Origin of the sequence: Bacillus bingmayongensis, assembly GCF_000299035.1 — a bacterium.
Classification (GTDB): domain Bacteria; phylum Bacillota; class Bacilli; order Bacillales; family Bacillaceae_G; genus Bacillus_A; species Bacillus_A bingmayongensis.
In genome coordinates this window covers 31,224-49,052 of record NZ_JH921524.1, presented here as the reverse complement: position 1 = coordinate 49,052, position 17,829 = coordinate 31,224, and the positions used below count along the sequence as shown (strand labels likewise).

Annotated in this window: 16 protein-coding genes; all 16 read right to left on the bottom strand. The window is 37.3% G+C overall.

Going from position 1 to position 17,829, the window contains the following annotated elements:
* Positions 1 to 346: 346 nt before the first annotated feature.
* Entirely contained in the window at positions 347 to 1,846 is a 1,500-nt protein-coding gene (gene lysS / locus Y7E_RS0127590) for a lysine--tRNA ligase (protein WP_017154414.1), read from the bottom strand.
* A gap of 163 nt (positions 1,847 to 2,009) precedes the next feature.
* Positions 2,010 to 3,008: a tRNA dihydrouridine synthase DusB gene (gene dusB / locus Y7E_RS0127585; protein WP_017154413.1), complete on the bottom strand. Its 999-nt coding sequence runs from the start codon at positions 3,006 to 3,008 to the stop codon at positions 2,010 to 2,012.
* A gap of 23 nt (positions 3,009 to 3,031) precedes the next feature.
* A complete protein-coding gene (locus Y7E_RS0127580; protein WP_000387032.1) occupies positions 3,032 to 3,235 on the bottom strand; it encodes a helix-turn-helix domain-containing protein in 204 nt (67 codons plus the stop codon).
* Entirely contained in the window at positions 3,187 to 3,702 is a 516-nt protein-coding gene (folK, locus tag Y7E_RS0127575; protein ID WP_017154412.1) for a 2-amino-4-hydroxy-6-hydroxymethyldihydropteridine diphosphokinase, read from the bottom strand. Before folK ends, Y7E_RS0127580 begins: the two co-directional genes overlap by 49 nt.
* Entirely contained in the window at positions 3,699 to 4,061 is a 363-nt protein-coding gene (folB, locus tag Y7E_RS0127570; RefSeq protein WP_017154411.1) for a dihydroneopterin aldolase, read from the bottom strand. Before folB ends, folK begins: the two co-directional genes overlap by 4 nt.
* Positions 4,062 to 4,922, bottom strand: coding sequence for a dihydropteroate synthase (folP, locus tag Y7E_RS0127565; RefSeq protein WP_081584799.1), 861 nt, complete (start codon positions 4,920 to 4,922; stop codon positions 4,062 to 4,064).
* Positions 4,897 to 5,769 carry an aminodeoxychorismate lyase gene (gene pabC / locus Y7E_RS0127560; protein WP_017154409.1) on the bottom strand — a complete coding sequence of 291 codons (873 nt, stop codon included), beginning with the start codon at positions 5,767 to 5,769 and terminating at the stop codon, positions 4,897 to 4,899. Before pabC ends, folP begins: the two co-directional genes overlap by 26 nt.
* Positions 5,763 to 6,350 (bottom strand): aminodeoxychorismate/anthranilate synthase component II, encoded by a 588-nt coding sequence (gene pabA, locus Y7E_RS0127555; RefSeq protein WP_026049377.1) that lies wholly within the window; start codon positions 6,348 to 6,350, stop codon positions 5,763 to 5,765. The genes pabC and pabA overlap by 7 nt, the downstream gene beginning before the upstream one ends.
* A 5-nt stretch (positions 6,351 to 6,355) precedes the next feature.
* Complete coding sequence (gene trpE / locus Y7E_RS0127550; RefSeq protein ID WP_017154407.1) at positions 6,356 to 7,753, bottom strand: anthranilate synthase component I; 1,398 nt, start codon at positions 7,751 to 7,753, stop codon at positions 6,356 to 6,358.
* A 220-nt stretch (positions 7,754 to 7,973) separates the two neighbouring features.
* Complete coding sequence (gene cysK, locus Y7E_RS0127545) at positions 7,974 to 8,897, bottom strand: cysteine synthase A (protein ID WP_017154406.1); 924 nt, start codon at positions 8,895 to 8,897, stop codon at positions 7,974 to 7,976.
* A gap of 120 nt (positions 8,898 to 9,017) precedes the next feature.
* On the bottom strand, positions 9,018 to 9,893 hold the full coding sequence (gene hslO, locus Y7E_RS0127540; RefSeq protein ID WP_017154405.1) for a redox-regulated molecular chaperone HslO: 876 nt from the start codon (positions 9,891 to 9,893) through the stop codon (positions 9,018 to 9,020).
* Positions 9,894 to 9,899: 6 nt separating this feature from the next.
* Positions 9,900 to 10,688, bottom strand: a complete 789-nt coding sequence (locus tag Y7E_RS0127535) for a type III pantothenate kinase (RefSeq protein WP_017154404.1) — start codon at positions 10,686 to 10,688, stop codon at positions 9,900 to 9,902.
* A 227-nt stretch (positions 10,689 to 10,915) separates the two neighbouring features.
* Positions 10,916 to 12,817, bottom strand: a complete 1,902-nt coding sequence (ftsH, locus tag Y7E_RS0127530) for an ATP-dependent zinc metalloprotease FtsH (RefSeq protein ID WP_017154403.1) — start codon at positions 12,815 to 12,817, stop codon at positions 10,916 to 10,918.
* A gap of 85 nt (positions 12,818 to 12,902) precedes the next feature.
* Complete coding sequence (hpt, locus tag Y7E_RS0127525; protein WP_000981837.1) at positions 12,903 to 13,445, bottom strand: hypoxanthine phosphoribosyltransferase; 543 nt, start codon at positions 13,443 to 13,445, stop codon at positions 12,903 to 12,905.
* Positions 13,442 to 14,872, bottom strand: a complete 1,431-nt coding sequence (tilS, locus tag Y7E_RS0127520) for a tRNA lysidine(34) synthetase TilS (RefSeq protein ID WP_017154402.1) — start codon at positions 14,870 to 14,872, stop codon at positions 13,442 to 13,444. Before tilS ends, hpt begins: the two co-directional genes overlap by 4 nt.
* Positions 14,873 to 15,097: 225 nt before the next feature.
* A complete protein-coding gene (spoIIE, locus tag Y7E_RS0127515) occupies positions 15,098 to 17,569 on the bottom strand; it encodes a stage II sporulation protein E (RefSeq protein WP_017154401.1) in 2,472 nt (823 codons plus the stop codon).
* Positions 17,570 to 17,829 lie beyond the last annotated feature (260 nt).

Genomic DNA, 17,829 nt, shown 5'->3' with positions numbered 1-17,829 from the left:
TTGTTTGTTTCGTTCAGTTTTCAAAGAACTCATTGCCGCCGAAGCGACTTTATTAATATAACATTTCGTTATATTTTCGTCAACAACTTTTTTATTTAAAAAGTTGTTTTCGTTTGTTTCTTTTGTTGTCTTTCGTGACAACGAATATAAATATACCAGTTCATTTATTAAAATGCAATAGTTTTTTCAATAAAATTTTAAACCTAGTAAAAAAGTATAACAATAGTATTAATCTCCTATATAAAAGCATCTTTCTTCTATATAGTAAATGAATCATTTAAACTTCACTATATTAGAAAACAAAATTCAAAAAAGAAAAGCTTTGGAGAAATCTCCAAAGCTTAGTTTAGTCTTGCTTATGACGCATCGCCGGGAATAACAGCACATCACGAATAGATGGCGCATTTGTTAATAGCATAACAAGACGGTCAATACCAATTCCAAGTCCACCTGTAGGAGGCATACCGTACTCAAGCGCTTCGATATAATCATCGTCCATCATATGTGCTTCATCGTTACCTTGCTCTCGCTCTTTTAATTGCGCTTCAAAACGTTCTTTTTGATCGATTGGATCATTTAATTCTGTAAATGCATTTGCATGCTCACGAGCAACAATGAATAACTCGAAACGATCTGTAAAGCGTGGATCTTCATCATTCTTTTTCGCAAGAGGAGAAATTTCCACTGGGTGACCATAGATAAATGTAGGTTGGATTAACTTTTCTTCTACCTTTTGCTCGAAGAATTCATTAATAATATGACCAACTTCCATTGTATCTTTAATTTCTACACCATGCTCCTTCGCTAATGCACGCGCTTCTTCTACACTCATCGGATTCCAGAAATCTGCTCCAGAATATTGTTTAATTGCATCTACCATATGAAGACGTGTCCATTCTGGCTCTAAATTAATTTCTTGTTCACCGTACTGGATTGTTGTTGTACCTAACACTTGTTTTGCAATATGAGCAATCATATTTTCTGTTAGTTTCATAATATCTTTATAATCAGCATACGCTTCATATAATTCAATCATTGTAAATTCAGGATTATGACGTGTTGATACACCTTCATTACGGAATACACGGCCAATTTCGTATACTTTCTCTAAACCGCCTACAATAAGGCGCTTTAAATGTAACTCAATTGCAATACGCATATATAGTTCCATATCTAACGCATTATGATGTGTAATGAACGGACGAGCAGAAGCACCACCCGCAATCGCATGCATCATTGGTGTTTCTACTTCAAGGTAGCCATTATCATCTAAGTATCTTCTCATTTCACGAATGATTTTACTACGAGTAACAAATGTTTCACGGCTCTCCATGCTTGTAATTAAATCTAAGTAACGTTGACGGTAGCGTTGTTCAACATCTTTCAATCCATGGTATTTATCTGGAAGTGGACGAAGAGCTTTCGTTAATAACGTAAAGCCTGTTGCTTTCACAGAAAGCTCGCCTACGTTCGTTTTGAAAACTTTCCCTTCAATCCCTACTAAATCACCTAAGTCAGCTGTCTTAAATAATTCATACTGTTCATCTCCAACAGCATCTTTACGAACATAGATTTGAACTTGTCCGTGTAAATCTTGAATATGTGCAAAACCTGCTTTCCCTTTACCGCGCTTTGTCATAATACGCCCAGCAATAGAAACAGAGATTTCTTTCTCTTCTAATTCTTCTTTAGAGAACTCTCCATACAAGTTTAATAATTCTTTCGTTGAATTTGTACGTTCAAAACGTTTACCAAACGGATCAATCCCTTGTTCACGTAAGTTATGTAACTTCTCGCGACGAACAAGCAATTGGTCATTTAATTCTTCGTGGTTCATGTTATCCATGGTATTGATATCACTCCAGCTCTATTAAATTTTACAATATATACAGTATATCATTTTCTACTCAACTAGAAAAACTGCCAGTAGTATACTGGCAGTTCTTCTTTCTTTCACGTAATTATAGGTAGTGAGAGAAGGAATGTCAAACGTTCTCTCTTTCCTCCTTTTAACCAACGTGAATTGTTTTCTGTTTCACTTCTACTTCTTCTACAAATGCTCCTAGTAAGGAAGCAAGGTCTTCACGCGTATTGCACGTATTGATCGCATTACGCACTCTTGCATTACCTCGAACACCTTTTAAATACCAAGCTGCGTGCTTTCTCATTTCCCTTACTGCAATATATTCATTTTTCAGGTCAATAAGACGATCTAAGTGAAGCATACATACATCTATCTTCTCACGCACTGTTGGTTCCGGTAATAACTCCCCTGTTTCTAAGTACTTTACCGTACGATAAATCATCCAAGGATTACCAAGGGCCGCTCGGCCAATCATAACACCATCAACACCAACTTCATCAAGCATACGTTTCGCATCTTGAGGTGTTTCTACATCACCATTTCCGATAACAGGAATATTTACAGATTGTTTTACTTGTTTAATGATGTCCCAATCTGCTTTCCCTTCATACATTTGAACACGTGTACGGCCATGAACCGCTACCGCTTGACCGCCTGCGCGTTCAACAGCTCTAGCATTTTCAATTGCGAAAATGTGGTCTTCATCCCAACCAATACGCATTTTAACTGTAACTGGCTTTTCAACAGCATCTACAACTGCCGCTACCATCTCATATACTTTATCTGGATCTAATAACCACTTTGCACCAGCATCACACTTCGTAATTTTCGGAACTGGGCAACCCATATTGATATCGATAATATCCGCTGTTGTGTTTTTATCTACATATTTCGCAGCATCAACAAGCGTTTCTTTCTCACCACCAAAAATTTGTAAACTTAGCGGTTTCTCTCTCTCATCGATATATAACATATCTAATGTTTTTTGGTTATTAAATAAAATCGCCTTATCACTTACCATTTCAGCACATACTAAACCTGCACCAAATTCTTTCACTGTTAAACGAAATGCAGAGTTACACACTCCCGCCATCGGTGCTAGTACAACTGGATTCTTCATCTCAATGTTTGCAATCTTTAACACTCGACTATCTCCTCCCTCTATCCTCACTTAGGCATTAATTCGTCTATTGAAATATTTAATGTCTTAGCAACTTCTACTACAAAATCTTGAGAAGGGGTTCTATTCCCTCTCTCAACTTCTCCTAAAACGGATACAGATACCCCTAATTCTTTTGCAAAACCTTCTTGCGTATAACCTTTTAACTTCCGAAAAGCACGAATGCGTCTTCCCCATTTTTCTGCTTCCATACCGTTACTCCCTCTCGCCTTTTCATTTCATCTACTTGTGAACGTGAAATGTTTTGTTTTATATCTTGATTAATCTCTAACAACGGAACGATAACAAAAGCTCTTTCGAACATCCGCGGATGCGGAACAATAAGATTCTCTGCTTCAATATTTTCTTGATTATAGAGCAAAACGTCAAGGTCAACGGTTCGCGGCCCCCATCTAATTTCCCTTTTTCTTCCTAAATCAATCTCAACCTTTTGCGTTACTTTCAACAATTCTTGCGGCAGTAAATTGGTAGAAATTTTTATAACTAGATTTAAAAAACGATTTTGATCTGTATATCCAACCGGATCTGTTTCATATACAGAAGAGACATCCTCCACTTGAATATGAGGATTTTTATTTAACAGCTCAATCGCTTGTAATAAATAAGCATAACGATCACCAATATTTGACCCTAACGCAACGTATACAACATTTTTCATGGGCGTTCTCTCGTAATTTCTACCGCCACAGCACGGTAATGCCCCGGTATTGGTGGATCCGGTTTAACAACCTTTACTGTACATCGCAAAATACTTACGTACTGATCCAATATATTCGCCGCTATATTTTCTGCAATACTTTCTACAAGCTTGTATGTTTGATCCTCAACCACTTGTCTACAAAGTTCAAAAAGCTCCCCATAGTTTACTGAATGCTCTAGGTTGTCACTTTCGCCCGCTTTCTTTAAATCCAGCTCCACTGTTAAATCCACTTTAAATCTTTGTCCCAATTTATTCTCTTCTGGAAACACACCGTGGTATCCATAAAACTCCATGTCATGGATATAAATTTTATCCAATCATTTTACCCCCTTACCAATCATCGCATCCATCATCTTTGCCATACGCGCCATTTCCTTTACATCATGAACACGGATCATTTCACAACCTTTTTCAATGCCAAGACAAATTGACGCTCCTGTCCCTTCTACACGTTCCTCTACCGGTAAATCTAAAACATGACCGATAAATGATTTTCTCGAAGTTGCAAGAAGAACTGGATACCCTAATACATGTAACTGCTCTAAATTACGCATCGCTTCTAAGTTTTGTTCTGGCGTCTTCGCAAAACCGATACCTGGATCTAAAATGATATTTTCATCCGGTACACCTGCACCTTTTGCAATTTTAACACTCTCATATAAATCCGCAATCATATCTGCCATAAGGTTGCGATAATTTGTATTCTCACGATTATGCATTAAAATAATCGGCACATTATAATGCGCTGCAACTTCTGCAATTTTCGGTTCGGCCTTCGCTCCCCAGATATCATTAATAACATGGGCACCTGCTTCAATTGCTTGCTTAGCTACTTCAGCTTTATACGTATCGATAGAAATAGGCACTTTCACTTCTTTCGAAACCGCTCGAATCATTGGAATTACGCGTCCTAATTCTTCTTCCACCGAAACTTTCGCGAAGCCAGGACGAGTTGATTCTCCACCAATATCAATAATATCAGCACCGCTGTCCACCATTTCTCTCGCATGACTTACAGCTGCGTTCACCTCATCGTAGTTCCCACCATCTGAGAATGAATCTGGTGTAACATTTAAAATCCCCATGATTAACGTCTTTTTATTTAAATTTAATGTATATTCGCCACAGCGCAAATCATAATCCCACTTCACACTACACATCTCCTCTTCGCAGTTCATTTCGGCACCAAAGATTTTCCCTATGCATTTCATATACACGCATTAGAGACTTTGTAACCTTTCCTTCTTTACCAGGGAAATCATTTTCTCCAATCCGATTAAGCGGGACAATTTCTTGAATAGAATTTGTTACAAACACCTCATCAGCGGAAAGCAGCTCCTTTTGCGTAAAGAAGCCTTCTTCCACATGCACATCCAATACTTCAGCAATCTTTATAATAAAAGCACGAGTGATTCCATTTAAAATCCCAGTTTCAAGTGAAGGCGTATATAAAACGCCCCCCTTTACAAAAAAGAGATTCGAAACAATCCCCTCGGCTGCATGACCTGCTTCAGTAAAGAAAATCCCTTCTTTACTCACAACATTTCCAATTTCACGTTTTCCTAAAATGTTATTTAAATAATGATGGGACTTTAAGCGAAACGCCCCCTCCGGTGTATTTCGCGTTTGCTTCAAAATAACACCTTCCTTTTCCACCACTATACCAGGTGCCGCCAAAGGCTTTATAAACACAATAACAGAAGGCTCTTCATAAACCCCTGTTTGTAAACCTATTTCATCTACACCAGCCGATACATTAAAGCGAATATACGCATGTTCCAGCTCGTTCCTTATGAGTAACTCCTGTAAAACACGTAGCACATCATCTTTCGTCATCGTCCATTCGATTTGCAAAGTAGAAAGAGCACCCATTAAACGTTCATAGTGATCATCTAATAAAAATGGATGACCACTATAAATACGAAATGTCTCAAAAACCCCCAGTCCATATAAATATCCATGGTCATAAGGAGAGATTTTCGCCTCACTCGCTTCTACATATGCACCGTTCACATAAATTAACATGACGATACACTCGGACTATAACTACGAATAAAGTTTTGTAGTAACTCTTTTCCATGAGAAGTCATAATGGACTCCGGATGGAATTGTACCCCTTCAATTGGCAATGTTTTATGACGAAGCGCCATAATTTCTCCCTCTTCTGTCCAAGATGTCACTTCTAAACATTCTGGCAATGTTTCTTTTTTCACAATGAGAGAGTGGTAACGTGTCGCTGTAAATGGATTTGGTATTTCGGAGAAAATTGTTTTCCCATCATGGTACATTGGTGACGTTTTCCCATGCATTAAACGTTCCGCGCGAACAACATCCCCTCCAAATACTTGCGCGATCGATTGATGACCTAGACACACACCAAAAATAGGAATCTTTCCCGCGAAATATTTAATAACATCCATACTTATACCAGCTTCATTCGGACTACAAGGTCCTGGTGAAATCATTAAAAAGTCCGGTTTCATTTGTTCAATATCTGAAATTGTAACTTCATCATTACGTTTAACAACAAGCTCTTGTCCCAGTTCTCCAAGAAATTGCACTAAATTAAATGTAAAAGAATCATAATTATCAATCATCAATATCATTTCTCTCACCTAACCGTTTCTTCGCTGCTTTCTTTTGCACGCCATAAGGCGATTGCTTTTTTCAACGATTCTTTATACTCATTTTCCGGATTTGAATCAATTACAATTCCTGCCCCGGCCTGCACATACGCTTGACCGTCTTTTGCAAGAAGCGTACGAATCACAATATTTAATTCCATATCTCCTGAGTAACCAATCCACCCTATTGAACCTGTATAAATTCCACGGCGAACAGGCTCTAATTCTTCGATAATTTCCATCGTACGGATTTTTGGCGCACCCGTAATCGTTCCACCAGGAAACACAGCTCGCACTAAATCAAAAGCATCCTTATCTTCTCGGGCCTCACCACGAACGTTTGAAACTATATGCATAACATGCGAGTATTTTTCAATCACCATAAATTCATCTACTTCTACAGTTCCATACTTACAAACTCGCCCTAAGTCATTACGTTCTAAATCTACAAGCATCACGTGTTCTGCGCGTTCCTTTTCGTTTTCAATCAACTCTTTCGCCAAACTTTCATCTTCTTGTTCATTTTTCCCACGAGAACGTGTTCCTGCAATTGGCCTTGTACTTACTTCGTTCCCTTGCTTTTTAATTAACAATTCCGGTGAACCGCTAACAATTTGAAAATCCCCAAGTTCTAAGTATCCCATATATGGTGATGGATTAATTTCACGAAGGCTCGTATAAATCTCTAGCGGGTGTGTTTGTAATGTTTTCTCTTGTCTTGTAGACAAGTTCACTTGAAACACATCTCCAGCCCCAATATATTCTTGAATACGCTGAACAGCTTTCATAAATCCTTCTTCTGTAAAAGCTACCGCTTCATTTCTATTTTCAGGACATTCAAACGGCACTTTAACTTCAGGAGCTTCTTTCACCCAAAGGCTCTTCCATTCATTCAAACGACTTTCTGCTTCTTCACGTTCATCTATATAATGCGTAATAATCCACAATACTTTCTCTTGGTGATCATACACAAACACCTCATCAAATAATAAAAAGAATATATCAGGTATATCCACATCATCCTCTGCAAAGGAAGGAAGTTTCTCAATATAACGGATACAGTCGTAACTAAAATATCCGATTGCACCGCCTTGAAACGGTGGATAGTCTGGATTATGATCCGTTTCCCATCGTTTCATATACTTTTGCATTAAATCTAAAGGATTACCTTGTTCTATTGTTTCCTTACCGCTTTCACTTATATGTAACGTTTCATTCTTCCCCTGAATCACCGCTACAGGATCAAGTCCCACAATACTATAGCGACCCCCGCGTCCACTTTCTAATAAAATATGTTGATTCTTATTCTGAGAAAGAAACTTATACTGCTTAAAAAAATCTAACTGATATGGAATAGAAAGCGCTAAAGATTTTCTTTGCTGCATATCAACACCCCGTCTTCTTTTATCCCACTCCCTTAGACCTATCATCTCAAATCACAGATGGTTAGTATGAAATAATCGCCCTTGGGAGCTAGTGAAAATAATTTAACTTTACTACTACTTATTTTACATGAAGTTTTCTAGTCATTCACTCTTTTCCTATTTTCAAACGAAAAAAGAAAAAGCATCCCTTTTCAGGAATGCTTTTTCTTAACCATACTAATTATGATTCAAATTGATAAAGCGGTGTGCTTAAATAACGCTCACCATTACTTGGAATAACAACAAGTACCTTTTTCCCTTTACCAAGTTTTTTCGCTACTTCTGTCGCAGCATAAATGACAGCACCTGAAGAAATACCAACTAAAATCCCTTCTTCACGAGCTACTCTTCTCGCATACTCGAATGCTTGCTCTGTTTTAACTTGAATCACTTCATCATATACTTCTACATCCAATGTTCCCGGAACAAATCCAGCTCCGATACCTTGAATCTTATGCGGTCCTGGTTTCCCACCTGATAACACCGGTGAATCTGCAGGTTCTACCGCATAAATTTTAATACCTTCATATTTTTCTTTTAAAACCTCACCAGCACCTGTGATTGTTCCACCAGTACCAATACCTGCAATAAACGCATCTAATTGATCACCCATTTGCTCAACGATTTCCGGCCCTGTTGTCAAACGGTGAATTTCTGGATTAGCTGGGTTTTGGAATTGTTGCGGTATAAAGTAACCATGCTCTTTTGCTAATTCAGTTGCTTTACGGATTGCACCGCCCATTCCTTCTGGTCCTGGAGTCAACACTAATTCAGCGCCATAAGCACGTAATAAATTACGACGTTCCACACTCATTGTTTCTGGCATTACTAAAATTGCCTTATATCCTTTTGCAGCCGCTACCATCGCTAAACCAATTCCCGTGTTACCACTCGTTGGTTCAATAATTGTATCGCCCTCTTTTAATAATCCTTTTTGTTCAGCAGCTTCGATCATAGATAGTGCAATACGATCCTTTACGCTACTTCCGGGATTCATAAATTCTAATTTTAAGTAAATGTCTGCGCTGTCTTGCTCTACGATGCGGTTCAACTTAACGATCGGCGTTTTCCCGATTAATTCTGAAACTGATTGTGCCACTCGCATTCCTGTCACTCCTAACACCGAGTATTTTTATTGGTTTTATCTACATTTTAATTTTGGCAGAATTTTTCTTACTTGTCAATCTATTCGGATGATTGACAATTGGTAGAAATTATTTCTGATTTATAGACTATTAATTATATTGGTAATATCTTCTTTAGAGAACTTATATCTTTCATTACAGAAATGACAATGCACTTCTGTTTCATCTTCTTCTTCACGAACTTGTTGTAATTCTTCCTTACCAAGACTAATTAGCACCGTCTCAATACGCTCACGAGAACATGTACAGTTAAATTGAACATCCATTGTTTCTAGTACTTTTACTTTATCTTCCCCTAATACTTCATACAGTAACTCTTCTGGCGAAAGACCTTGTTCAATTAACTTTGAAACAGGTGGGATTTTTTGCAAACGTTCTTCAATAAATGAAATCGTCTCTTCCTGTGCTCCTGGCATAATTTGCAGAATAAATCCACCAGCCGCTAATATGCTATCATCCCCATTTACAAGTACACCAACACCAACAGAAGAAGGCGTTTGCTCAGAAACAGCAAAATAGTACGTGAAGTCTTCCCCTAATTCACCTGAAACAATTGGAGATTGTCCGATAAATGGTTCCCTCATGCCGATATCTTTAATTACCGTTAAGAAACCTTCTGTACCTACCGCTTGATACACGCGTAATTTCCCTTGCTCTGTTGCTTCAAAATCAACGTGCGGATTCGTTACATATCCACGGACTTCTCCATTTGCATGAGCATCCACTAAGATTGGACCAAGCGGGCCATTTCCTTCTACCTTAATTGTTAGCTTCTGATCACCTTTTAGCATAGCTCCCATCATCGCACCAGCTGTTAACGAACGCCCAAGTGCTGCTGAAGCAGTTCTCCATGTATCATGACGTCTTTGCGCCTCACTTACCGTATTTGTTGTACGCACACTATACGCACGAACTTCTCCATCAAACGCTAATGCTTTTACTAAATAATCTTTCATACCTACTTATTCACCCTTCTCATGTTGTAAATTTGCATTACGTTCATATAACATATGCAAGCCTTTTAATGTTAAAAACGGATCTACAATGTCAATTACATTAGATTCTTCTGCAATTAACTTCGCTAATCCACCAGTTGCAATAACTTTCGGTTCTTGTTTAGCTTCTTCCTTCATGCGCTTCACAATACCTTCCACTTGTCCAACATATCCATAAAGAATGCCAGATTGCATTGCACTTATCGTATTTTTTCCAACAACGCTACTCGGTTTTGTAATTTCAATACGAGGAAGTTTAGCCGCCCTACTGTATAATGCCTCTGCCGAAATCATAATACCCGGTGTAATTACACCGCCCATATAATGCTTATTCTCATTAATATAACAATATGTAGTCGCTGTACCAAAATCGACAATAATAAGCGGACTTCCATATAATTGGATACCAGCTACAGCATTTACAATACGATCCGCTCCAACCTCACGTGGATTTTCATATTTAATATTTAAACCTGTCTTTATTCCCGGCCCCACTACAAGAGGTTTAATTTTGAAATACTTCTCACACATACGCTCTAAGGCAAACATAATCGGTGGTACAACAGAGGAAACAATAATTCCTTTCACATCTTGAAAAGAAAGGCCCTCATGTTCAAGTAACTGTTTTACTAACATCCCATATTCATCTTCTGTTTTATGACGATCAGTCTCCATACGCCAATGCTGACGAAGTTTCCCATCTTCAAATACACCAAGCACCGCATTTGTATTCCCTACATCCAATACAAAAATCATATTCTCACCACTTATCTTATTTAATCTATATTTGTGCAGTATGTACAAAACTGATAATGCCATCATATCATACATACCTATATAATCCGTTTTTCCATCTTCATCATTTTACAAAAAGATCGTTCACTATTTCAATTTTTAATGCAAAGAAGATTCAAATTTATATACAAGTACACAATTTCCTCAACATAGAAAAAAAGGAGTGACTATTGTCACTCCTTCATTTCTTATTTATCTTCTGCGTTCTCATCATCTTTTTTCATAGTGATATTCACTTTCACATCTTCAGAAGACTTTTTACGCTCAGGTAAAACTCCATAATCATATAAATGATTAATTTGCTCTGCATCTAATGTTTCCACTTCAAGTAACGTTTTCGCAATAATATCAAGCTTATCACGTTTTTCAGTAAGAATTTGTTTTGCACGAGCATAACATTCTTTCATAATCGTTTGCATTTCTACATCGATGTCATGTGCAATTGCATCACTGTAGTTTTGTTCTGAATGGAAGTCTCTTCCTAAGAACACCTGACCACCTTGTGAGCTACCAAACTGCATCGGCCCAAGCTTATCACTCATACCAAATTCCGTTACCATACGTCTTGCAATGCCAGTCGCACGCTGGAAGTCGTTGTGAGCTCCTGTACTTACTTCACCAAATACAATTTCCTCGGCCACACGTCCACCAAGTAAACCAGTGATTTTATCAAGTAATTCTGGTTTTGTCATGAAGTAACGATCTTCTTTTGGAAGCATTACCGCATATCCACCAGCTTGACCACGAGGGACAATTGTTACTTTATGAACGATATCCGCCTCATCAAGCACAACACCAATTACAGTGTGACCCGCTTCATGGAATGCAACAATATTACGTTCTTTTTCAGAAATAACACGACTTTTCTTAGCAGGACCTGCAATAACACGATCCGTCGCTTCATCAATATCAGACATGTCAATTTTCTTTTTATCTTGACGCGCAGCTACTAATGCAGCTTCGTTTAATAAGTTTTCAAGATCTGCACCAGAAAATCCTGGTGTACGAGTTGCAATCGCTCTTAAATTGATATCTTCATCAAGTGGTTTATTACGAGCATGTACTTTCAGTACTGCCTCACGTCCATTTACATCTGGACGATCCACTGTAATTTGACGGTCAAAACGTCCTGGACGTAATAACGCTGGATCAAGAATATCAGGACGGTTTGTTGCAGCGATGATAATAATACCTTCATTTGCACCGAATCCATCCATTTCAACAAGAAGTTGGTTTAACGTTTGTTCACGCTCATCGTGACCACCGCCAAGACCTGCCCCACGTTGACGACCTACCGCATCAATTTCATCGATAAAAATGATACAAGGAGCATTTTTCTTCGCATTTTCAAATAAATCACGTACACGGGAAGCACCGACACCGACGAACATCTCTACGAAATCAGAACCACTAATAGAGAAGAAAGGAACGCCAGCTTCACCTGCAACAGCACGTGCAAGCAATGTTTTACCTGTACCTGGAGGTCCAACTAATAGAACACCCTTAGGAATACGGGCACCAACCTCAGCAAATTTACGAGGGTCTTTTAAGAATTCTACTACCTCAACAAGCTCTTGTTTCTCTTCGTCTGCTCCAGCTACATCTCTGAAGCGTACTTTTTTCTTTTCATCATTGTATAACTTCGCCTTACTTTTCCCGAAGTTCATAACACGGCTACCACCGCCCTGAGCTTGGTTTAGTAGGAAGAAGAATAAAATGAAGATAATCACAAACGGAATGATAGAAGTAAAGAATGTCACCCAAGCACTTGTTTCCTCTGCCGGTTGATACTTCACTTCAGCACCTTGCGCTTTGTCATTAATTTTCTTTTGTAATTCTTCAGTATTTGGTGCATAAGTAACAAATTGCTCTTCCTGGCTAGCATTGCTAAATTGTCCTTTTACCTCAAACACACCATTTTTCGGTTGAAGCTGCACATTACGCACTTCACCTTTTTCAAGTTTAGTAATGAATTTATCGTAGCTAACTGATGTCGTTTTTTGCGTCGAACCATTAAAATAGCTCACGATTCCAATTACTACTAAGAATATCAGTAAATAAAAGATGGTATTACGGAAGATACGATTCATTCCTAACCTCCTCTCACGGCATAAACACTATAGTAAATCGTAACATAGAAAAACTTTCCTATACAATTATAACGCCTGTATTTAATTAATTTGAGTAAACGCTTGGTTTTAACACTCCAACATAAGGAAGATTACGATATTGCTCCTTATAATCTAAGCCATATCCTACAACAAATTCATGAGGAACAGTAAATCCAACATAATCTGCTTTTAGGTCGACTTTGCGGCCAGTTGGCTTATCTAGTAGCGTAACAATCTTTACAGATTTCGCCTTACGATATTTGAATAGGTCCACTAAATAGCTTAATGTAAGACCACTATCAATAATATCTTCAACGATTAAAATATCGCGACCTTCTACAGAAGTATCAAGATCTTTTAAAATTTTCACTTCACCTGTTGAAACTGTAGAATGACCGTAGCTAGAAACAGCCATAAAATCCATTTCAAGATATGTATCTGTTCTTTTTAATAAATCTGCCATAAATGGCATTGCACCCTTTAATACACCAATTGCAAGAGGTACTGTATTTTTGTAATCCTCTGCAATAATTGCACCTAGCTCATGCACCTTTTCTTGTATTTGTTCTTCGGAAATTAATACTTTTTCGATATCTTGATTCATCATTTCGTTATCCTCCTGGAAGACTCCTTGCTTTTGTAGTGAATAATAATATATTTATCCTTATCTGCTGTTCCATTTGAAATAGCAAATGCAGATTGTTTCAACAATGGAACCCAAATAATACTCCCGCTTGCATCACAAACAATCGGCCACTCTTCTCTTTTTTCTTTCGGTACTTTTGCTTCAATAAAAATAGCTTTTATCTTTTTTGTACCACTCATACCTTTTATTGACATGCGATCTCCATTTTCTCTAGAGCGGATAAGAAGAGGATATGATATATCATTATACTTAGCAACAAATACGGTTTCATTCATGCTGCTTGGTAATTCCTCATTTACTTCTGCTACAAGTTCATCCCCGTTTGCTAATGTAATGGCACCTGGTACTGATAAGACTTGTGAAAAAGGAAAAACAATTTCTTGCTCAAATCGGAAACTACATTCTTCATATGTACGAACAATTTTTAGGCCACCAGGAAAATCAAGTGATCCTGAAGGATGTGTCCGTTTAAAAAATGCAATAACTTTGTCAATATGTATAGAAGAAAGCGAAGACGGAATCTTGTATTCATAAAGATAGTTTAATATTAGTTGAATCCCTCGCCTTTGTAAAGGCATAGACATGGATTCAAAGGCAGGAATTGATAAGACGATGTGTTTATCACCTTTTTTTGTAATTACTTTATTCATCTTTTCAAAAGCTAATTCCTGCAAATACGCCTCATCCTCTTGCATAAGTACACTAAATTTTTGGAATTGCTCATGCACATGCGGATTTTCCTCTTTTAAATAAGGTAGAACATGCTTACGTAATCGATTCCTCGTATATACTTCCTTTTCATTACTCGGATCCATACGTGGCGTAATTCCTATCCTATTACAATAAGCATTAATCTCTTCCTTTGTTACAGCTAATAAAGGTCTAATTAAATATCCACTATGGAAAGGGCGTTTTACAGCAATTCCAGTATAACCCTTCGGAGTACTCCCCCGGACAAGACGCATTAAAATCGTCTCCACTTGATCATCTCCATGATGCCCAAGAGCTACATACGGCGCATCATATTTCTTCATTATTCTTTCCAAAAATGCATATCGGCATTCCCTAGCAGCCACCTGTGCATTCATTCCATATTGCTGTTGATATTGCGATACATTAATTCTTATCGTTTCGCAAATAACCCCGATCTTCCAGCAAAGATTTTCTACAAATTGTAAATCTTCATAGGATTCATCTCCTCTAAACATGTGATCCACATGCGCGACTACAATCTTCAATTTCTTCTCTTCCCTTTTCTCTAATAAATAATATAAAAGAGCTAAAGAATCAGGGCCTCCAGAAACTCCTACAACAATTGTCGAATGTTCCTCTAATACATCATGCCACTTTGCAAACTCATCTACCTTTTCAACAAATGTATCTTTCAACTTCGCAATCACCTTTCGTTAAAAGCAAACAATAACATACTTTACCTTGCTTATAATGGTACAACTTTTACAAACTTTGTGCAAAAAAAAGATGTACAAAATTCACATTTTTATCTTACATTCTTCCCCTATCTTCATAAGAAGAATGAAACTACTTTCTTCTATAAAAAAAAGCCTAGGTATCAACCTAGACCTCATAACCACACTGAGAAAATTCCCATTCCCCTATTGCGCTTGTTTACCCATAATTGGAATCGTAGCCCACTTTGGCATATTCTTCTTTACCTTTGCAACGACAATCGTCATATCGTCATTGATATATCCATCACTAGATCGAATGACCTCTTCCATAATAATATCAGCAATTTCTTGCGGATCATCTGTTTGTAGTTCTTTAATTTTACGCTTCATCCATAATTCATGGTTTTCCACATGCTGTGCTCCTTCAAAAATCCCATCGCTCATCATAATTAGAATATCCTCTGTTTTTAACTGTTCACCAACAACATCTACCTCAACATCCTCAATGATTCCCATAGGCAAATTGCTTGCTTCTATTTTAAAAACATTATTTCCACGTTTTACAAAGCTTGGCGTTGAACCAATTTTTAAAAACTTAGCACTTGCATCACGTAAATCTACCATAGCTAAATCCAGCGTCGTAAACATTTCTTCTGTCGTTCTCAATGAAAGAATTGAGTTAATAGACTTAATGGCAATTTCTTCATCAATACCAGATTGCAATATTTTTTGTAACAATTTTACCGTTTCCTTACTTTCCATATGTGCCCTTTGTCCATTGCCCATTCCGTCACTAATAGCAAGAGCATATTTTCCAACACTTAAATCCATCATTGCATACGAATCTCCTGATACAAATCCGCCTCCTTTTGCCGCTGTAGCAAGCCCTGTATCAAGAAAAAATGTTTTCGCTGACCCAAAAGATATCATGCTATGACCATTTGGATAAGCAGAGGGTTCTTCATGTTTAACAATAATATTTTCTTTTAAAATATCCGAAAGCATTGGCGCAACTAACTTTTCACATTCACCATGTTGATTAGATGCTGCCGGAATCATCATTTCAATATCAATATTCCCTCTATCTAGACAATAAATATCAACATGTTCCACCTCGACACCAAAGTCACGAAACGCTTGTAAAATTCGCTCTTCCTGCACCTGGTGATTTTCCCGTTCACGCTGAATTTCTTTCGCGAAATCTTCCATTACTTTTGAAACACCTAATAATTGTTCTGCAACAATCCTACGATTCTCTTTCATTTGTTTTCGTAACTTTTGCCCCTCATAGAAATGACCTAATTCTCCTGCCATTAAATCTGTTACCTTTTTTCCTCTTACACAGTGCTTTTCCCATTCACGAACCAACTTACGGTTATGTTGAAGTGTTCCTTCTTCTGTTTCATTCATAATTTGTTTCATATAATCATATGTTTTATCAAAATTCACTACCCAGCATTGATCCTTTTTAAAACATGATTGGCATGTCTTTGCTGTAATTGTACTTAAAAATAAATCAGCCTCTGTTTCTTTATCCTCTTCCTCCACATATCCATATACCGAAAAACTATTGGATAATGCAGAAAATACATTTGCAAATTGATTAATTTTATTTGCTGTAACATCTCGCATTCTCCGTAAATATTGTTGTTGATCATGAGAATGCTCTTGTGTTCCTGGCATAAATTTTGCAAGCCGATCAATAATTAACTTTGGTGTTAGTAGAAAGAGTCCTATCGCTACTCCAGATTCCATTAAAGTTGTTATAATATTTACTTGCTTATCGACGTATAACGTAATTAAACTTGTACCAATTAACAATCCCAAACTAACTCCAAGACGCTTCCCTTCTTTTAATAATCCACCAAGCAACCCCGAAAAGGCTAATAGACTAAGTTGAGATAAACTACCTACGTTCGCTAAACTCAATATCAATCCTGTAACAACCCCTACTGTTGAACCAGTAGCTGCACCTGCAACAAAAGCAAATAATAATACTAAATATCTAGTGAAAATATGTTGAATTGAAGCGTCATAAATAAACCAATCTGTTGTACCTGTTAATACAGATGCAAGTAATATAATTAAACAAACAATTTCTTCCGTTTCTAACGCTTGTTGTTTTCCTTTTCTTTCTGTTAATAATGGTACACTTTGCAGAAAAATCATTGTTAAAACAAAACTAAGTCCTGCTTCAATGGTGCTTACGAGTAAATCATACATAGTGACGGTTTGCTGCGCGAAGTAAACAACAACGAGATGTGCGGTTAATGCGGAGATAAATACTTGAAATGGTACAAGTCCAACAATTTTACGTGTAAATCGACTAAAGAAGATATTATAAATGAAGAAAGTAAAAATAGATGCAAAGGCAAAAAACAAATTGTCTAGTGAAACGGAAAGCGCACCACCCATAAGGGCAAGAAATGCGAGTGGCATCTTATCACGTTTCATTACATAAACAGCAGCAAAAAATGGTAGTGCAAACGGTAAAATGTTCGTTAATATATATGCTCGTCCTAAAAGAAAACCGATTACAGCAATAACAAATCCCCATCTAAAGAAAACTTGCTCTAACTTCACTTTCAACTTGCTTGTCCATGTTATCGATCTGAGTTGCCCATCATTCATAGCCAGTGTACTTGTGTTCACAGTATTCCTTCCTGCTTTTGGCATATTTTTAACACCACCTGCATAGTTTAATTACTATCATTATAAAAGATGATTATTGGGATTTTTGTCAAAACAACAGTCCACGCCCATATAATCGTTCGACTTTTTATTTGAAATAAACCTATATATATACAAGTTGTTAAAAATAAACACTTATAAAGGACGGAAAATTCGAAAAATATAGGGTGTTTTTGTAGAAGCTTTGTACTTATTTACAATTTCTTAACAAAAAAAGATCATGCGATATGCATGATCTTTTTTAG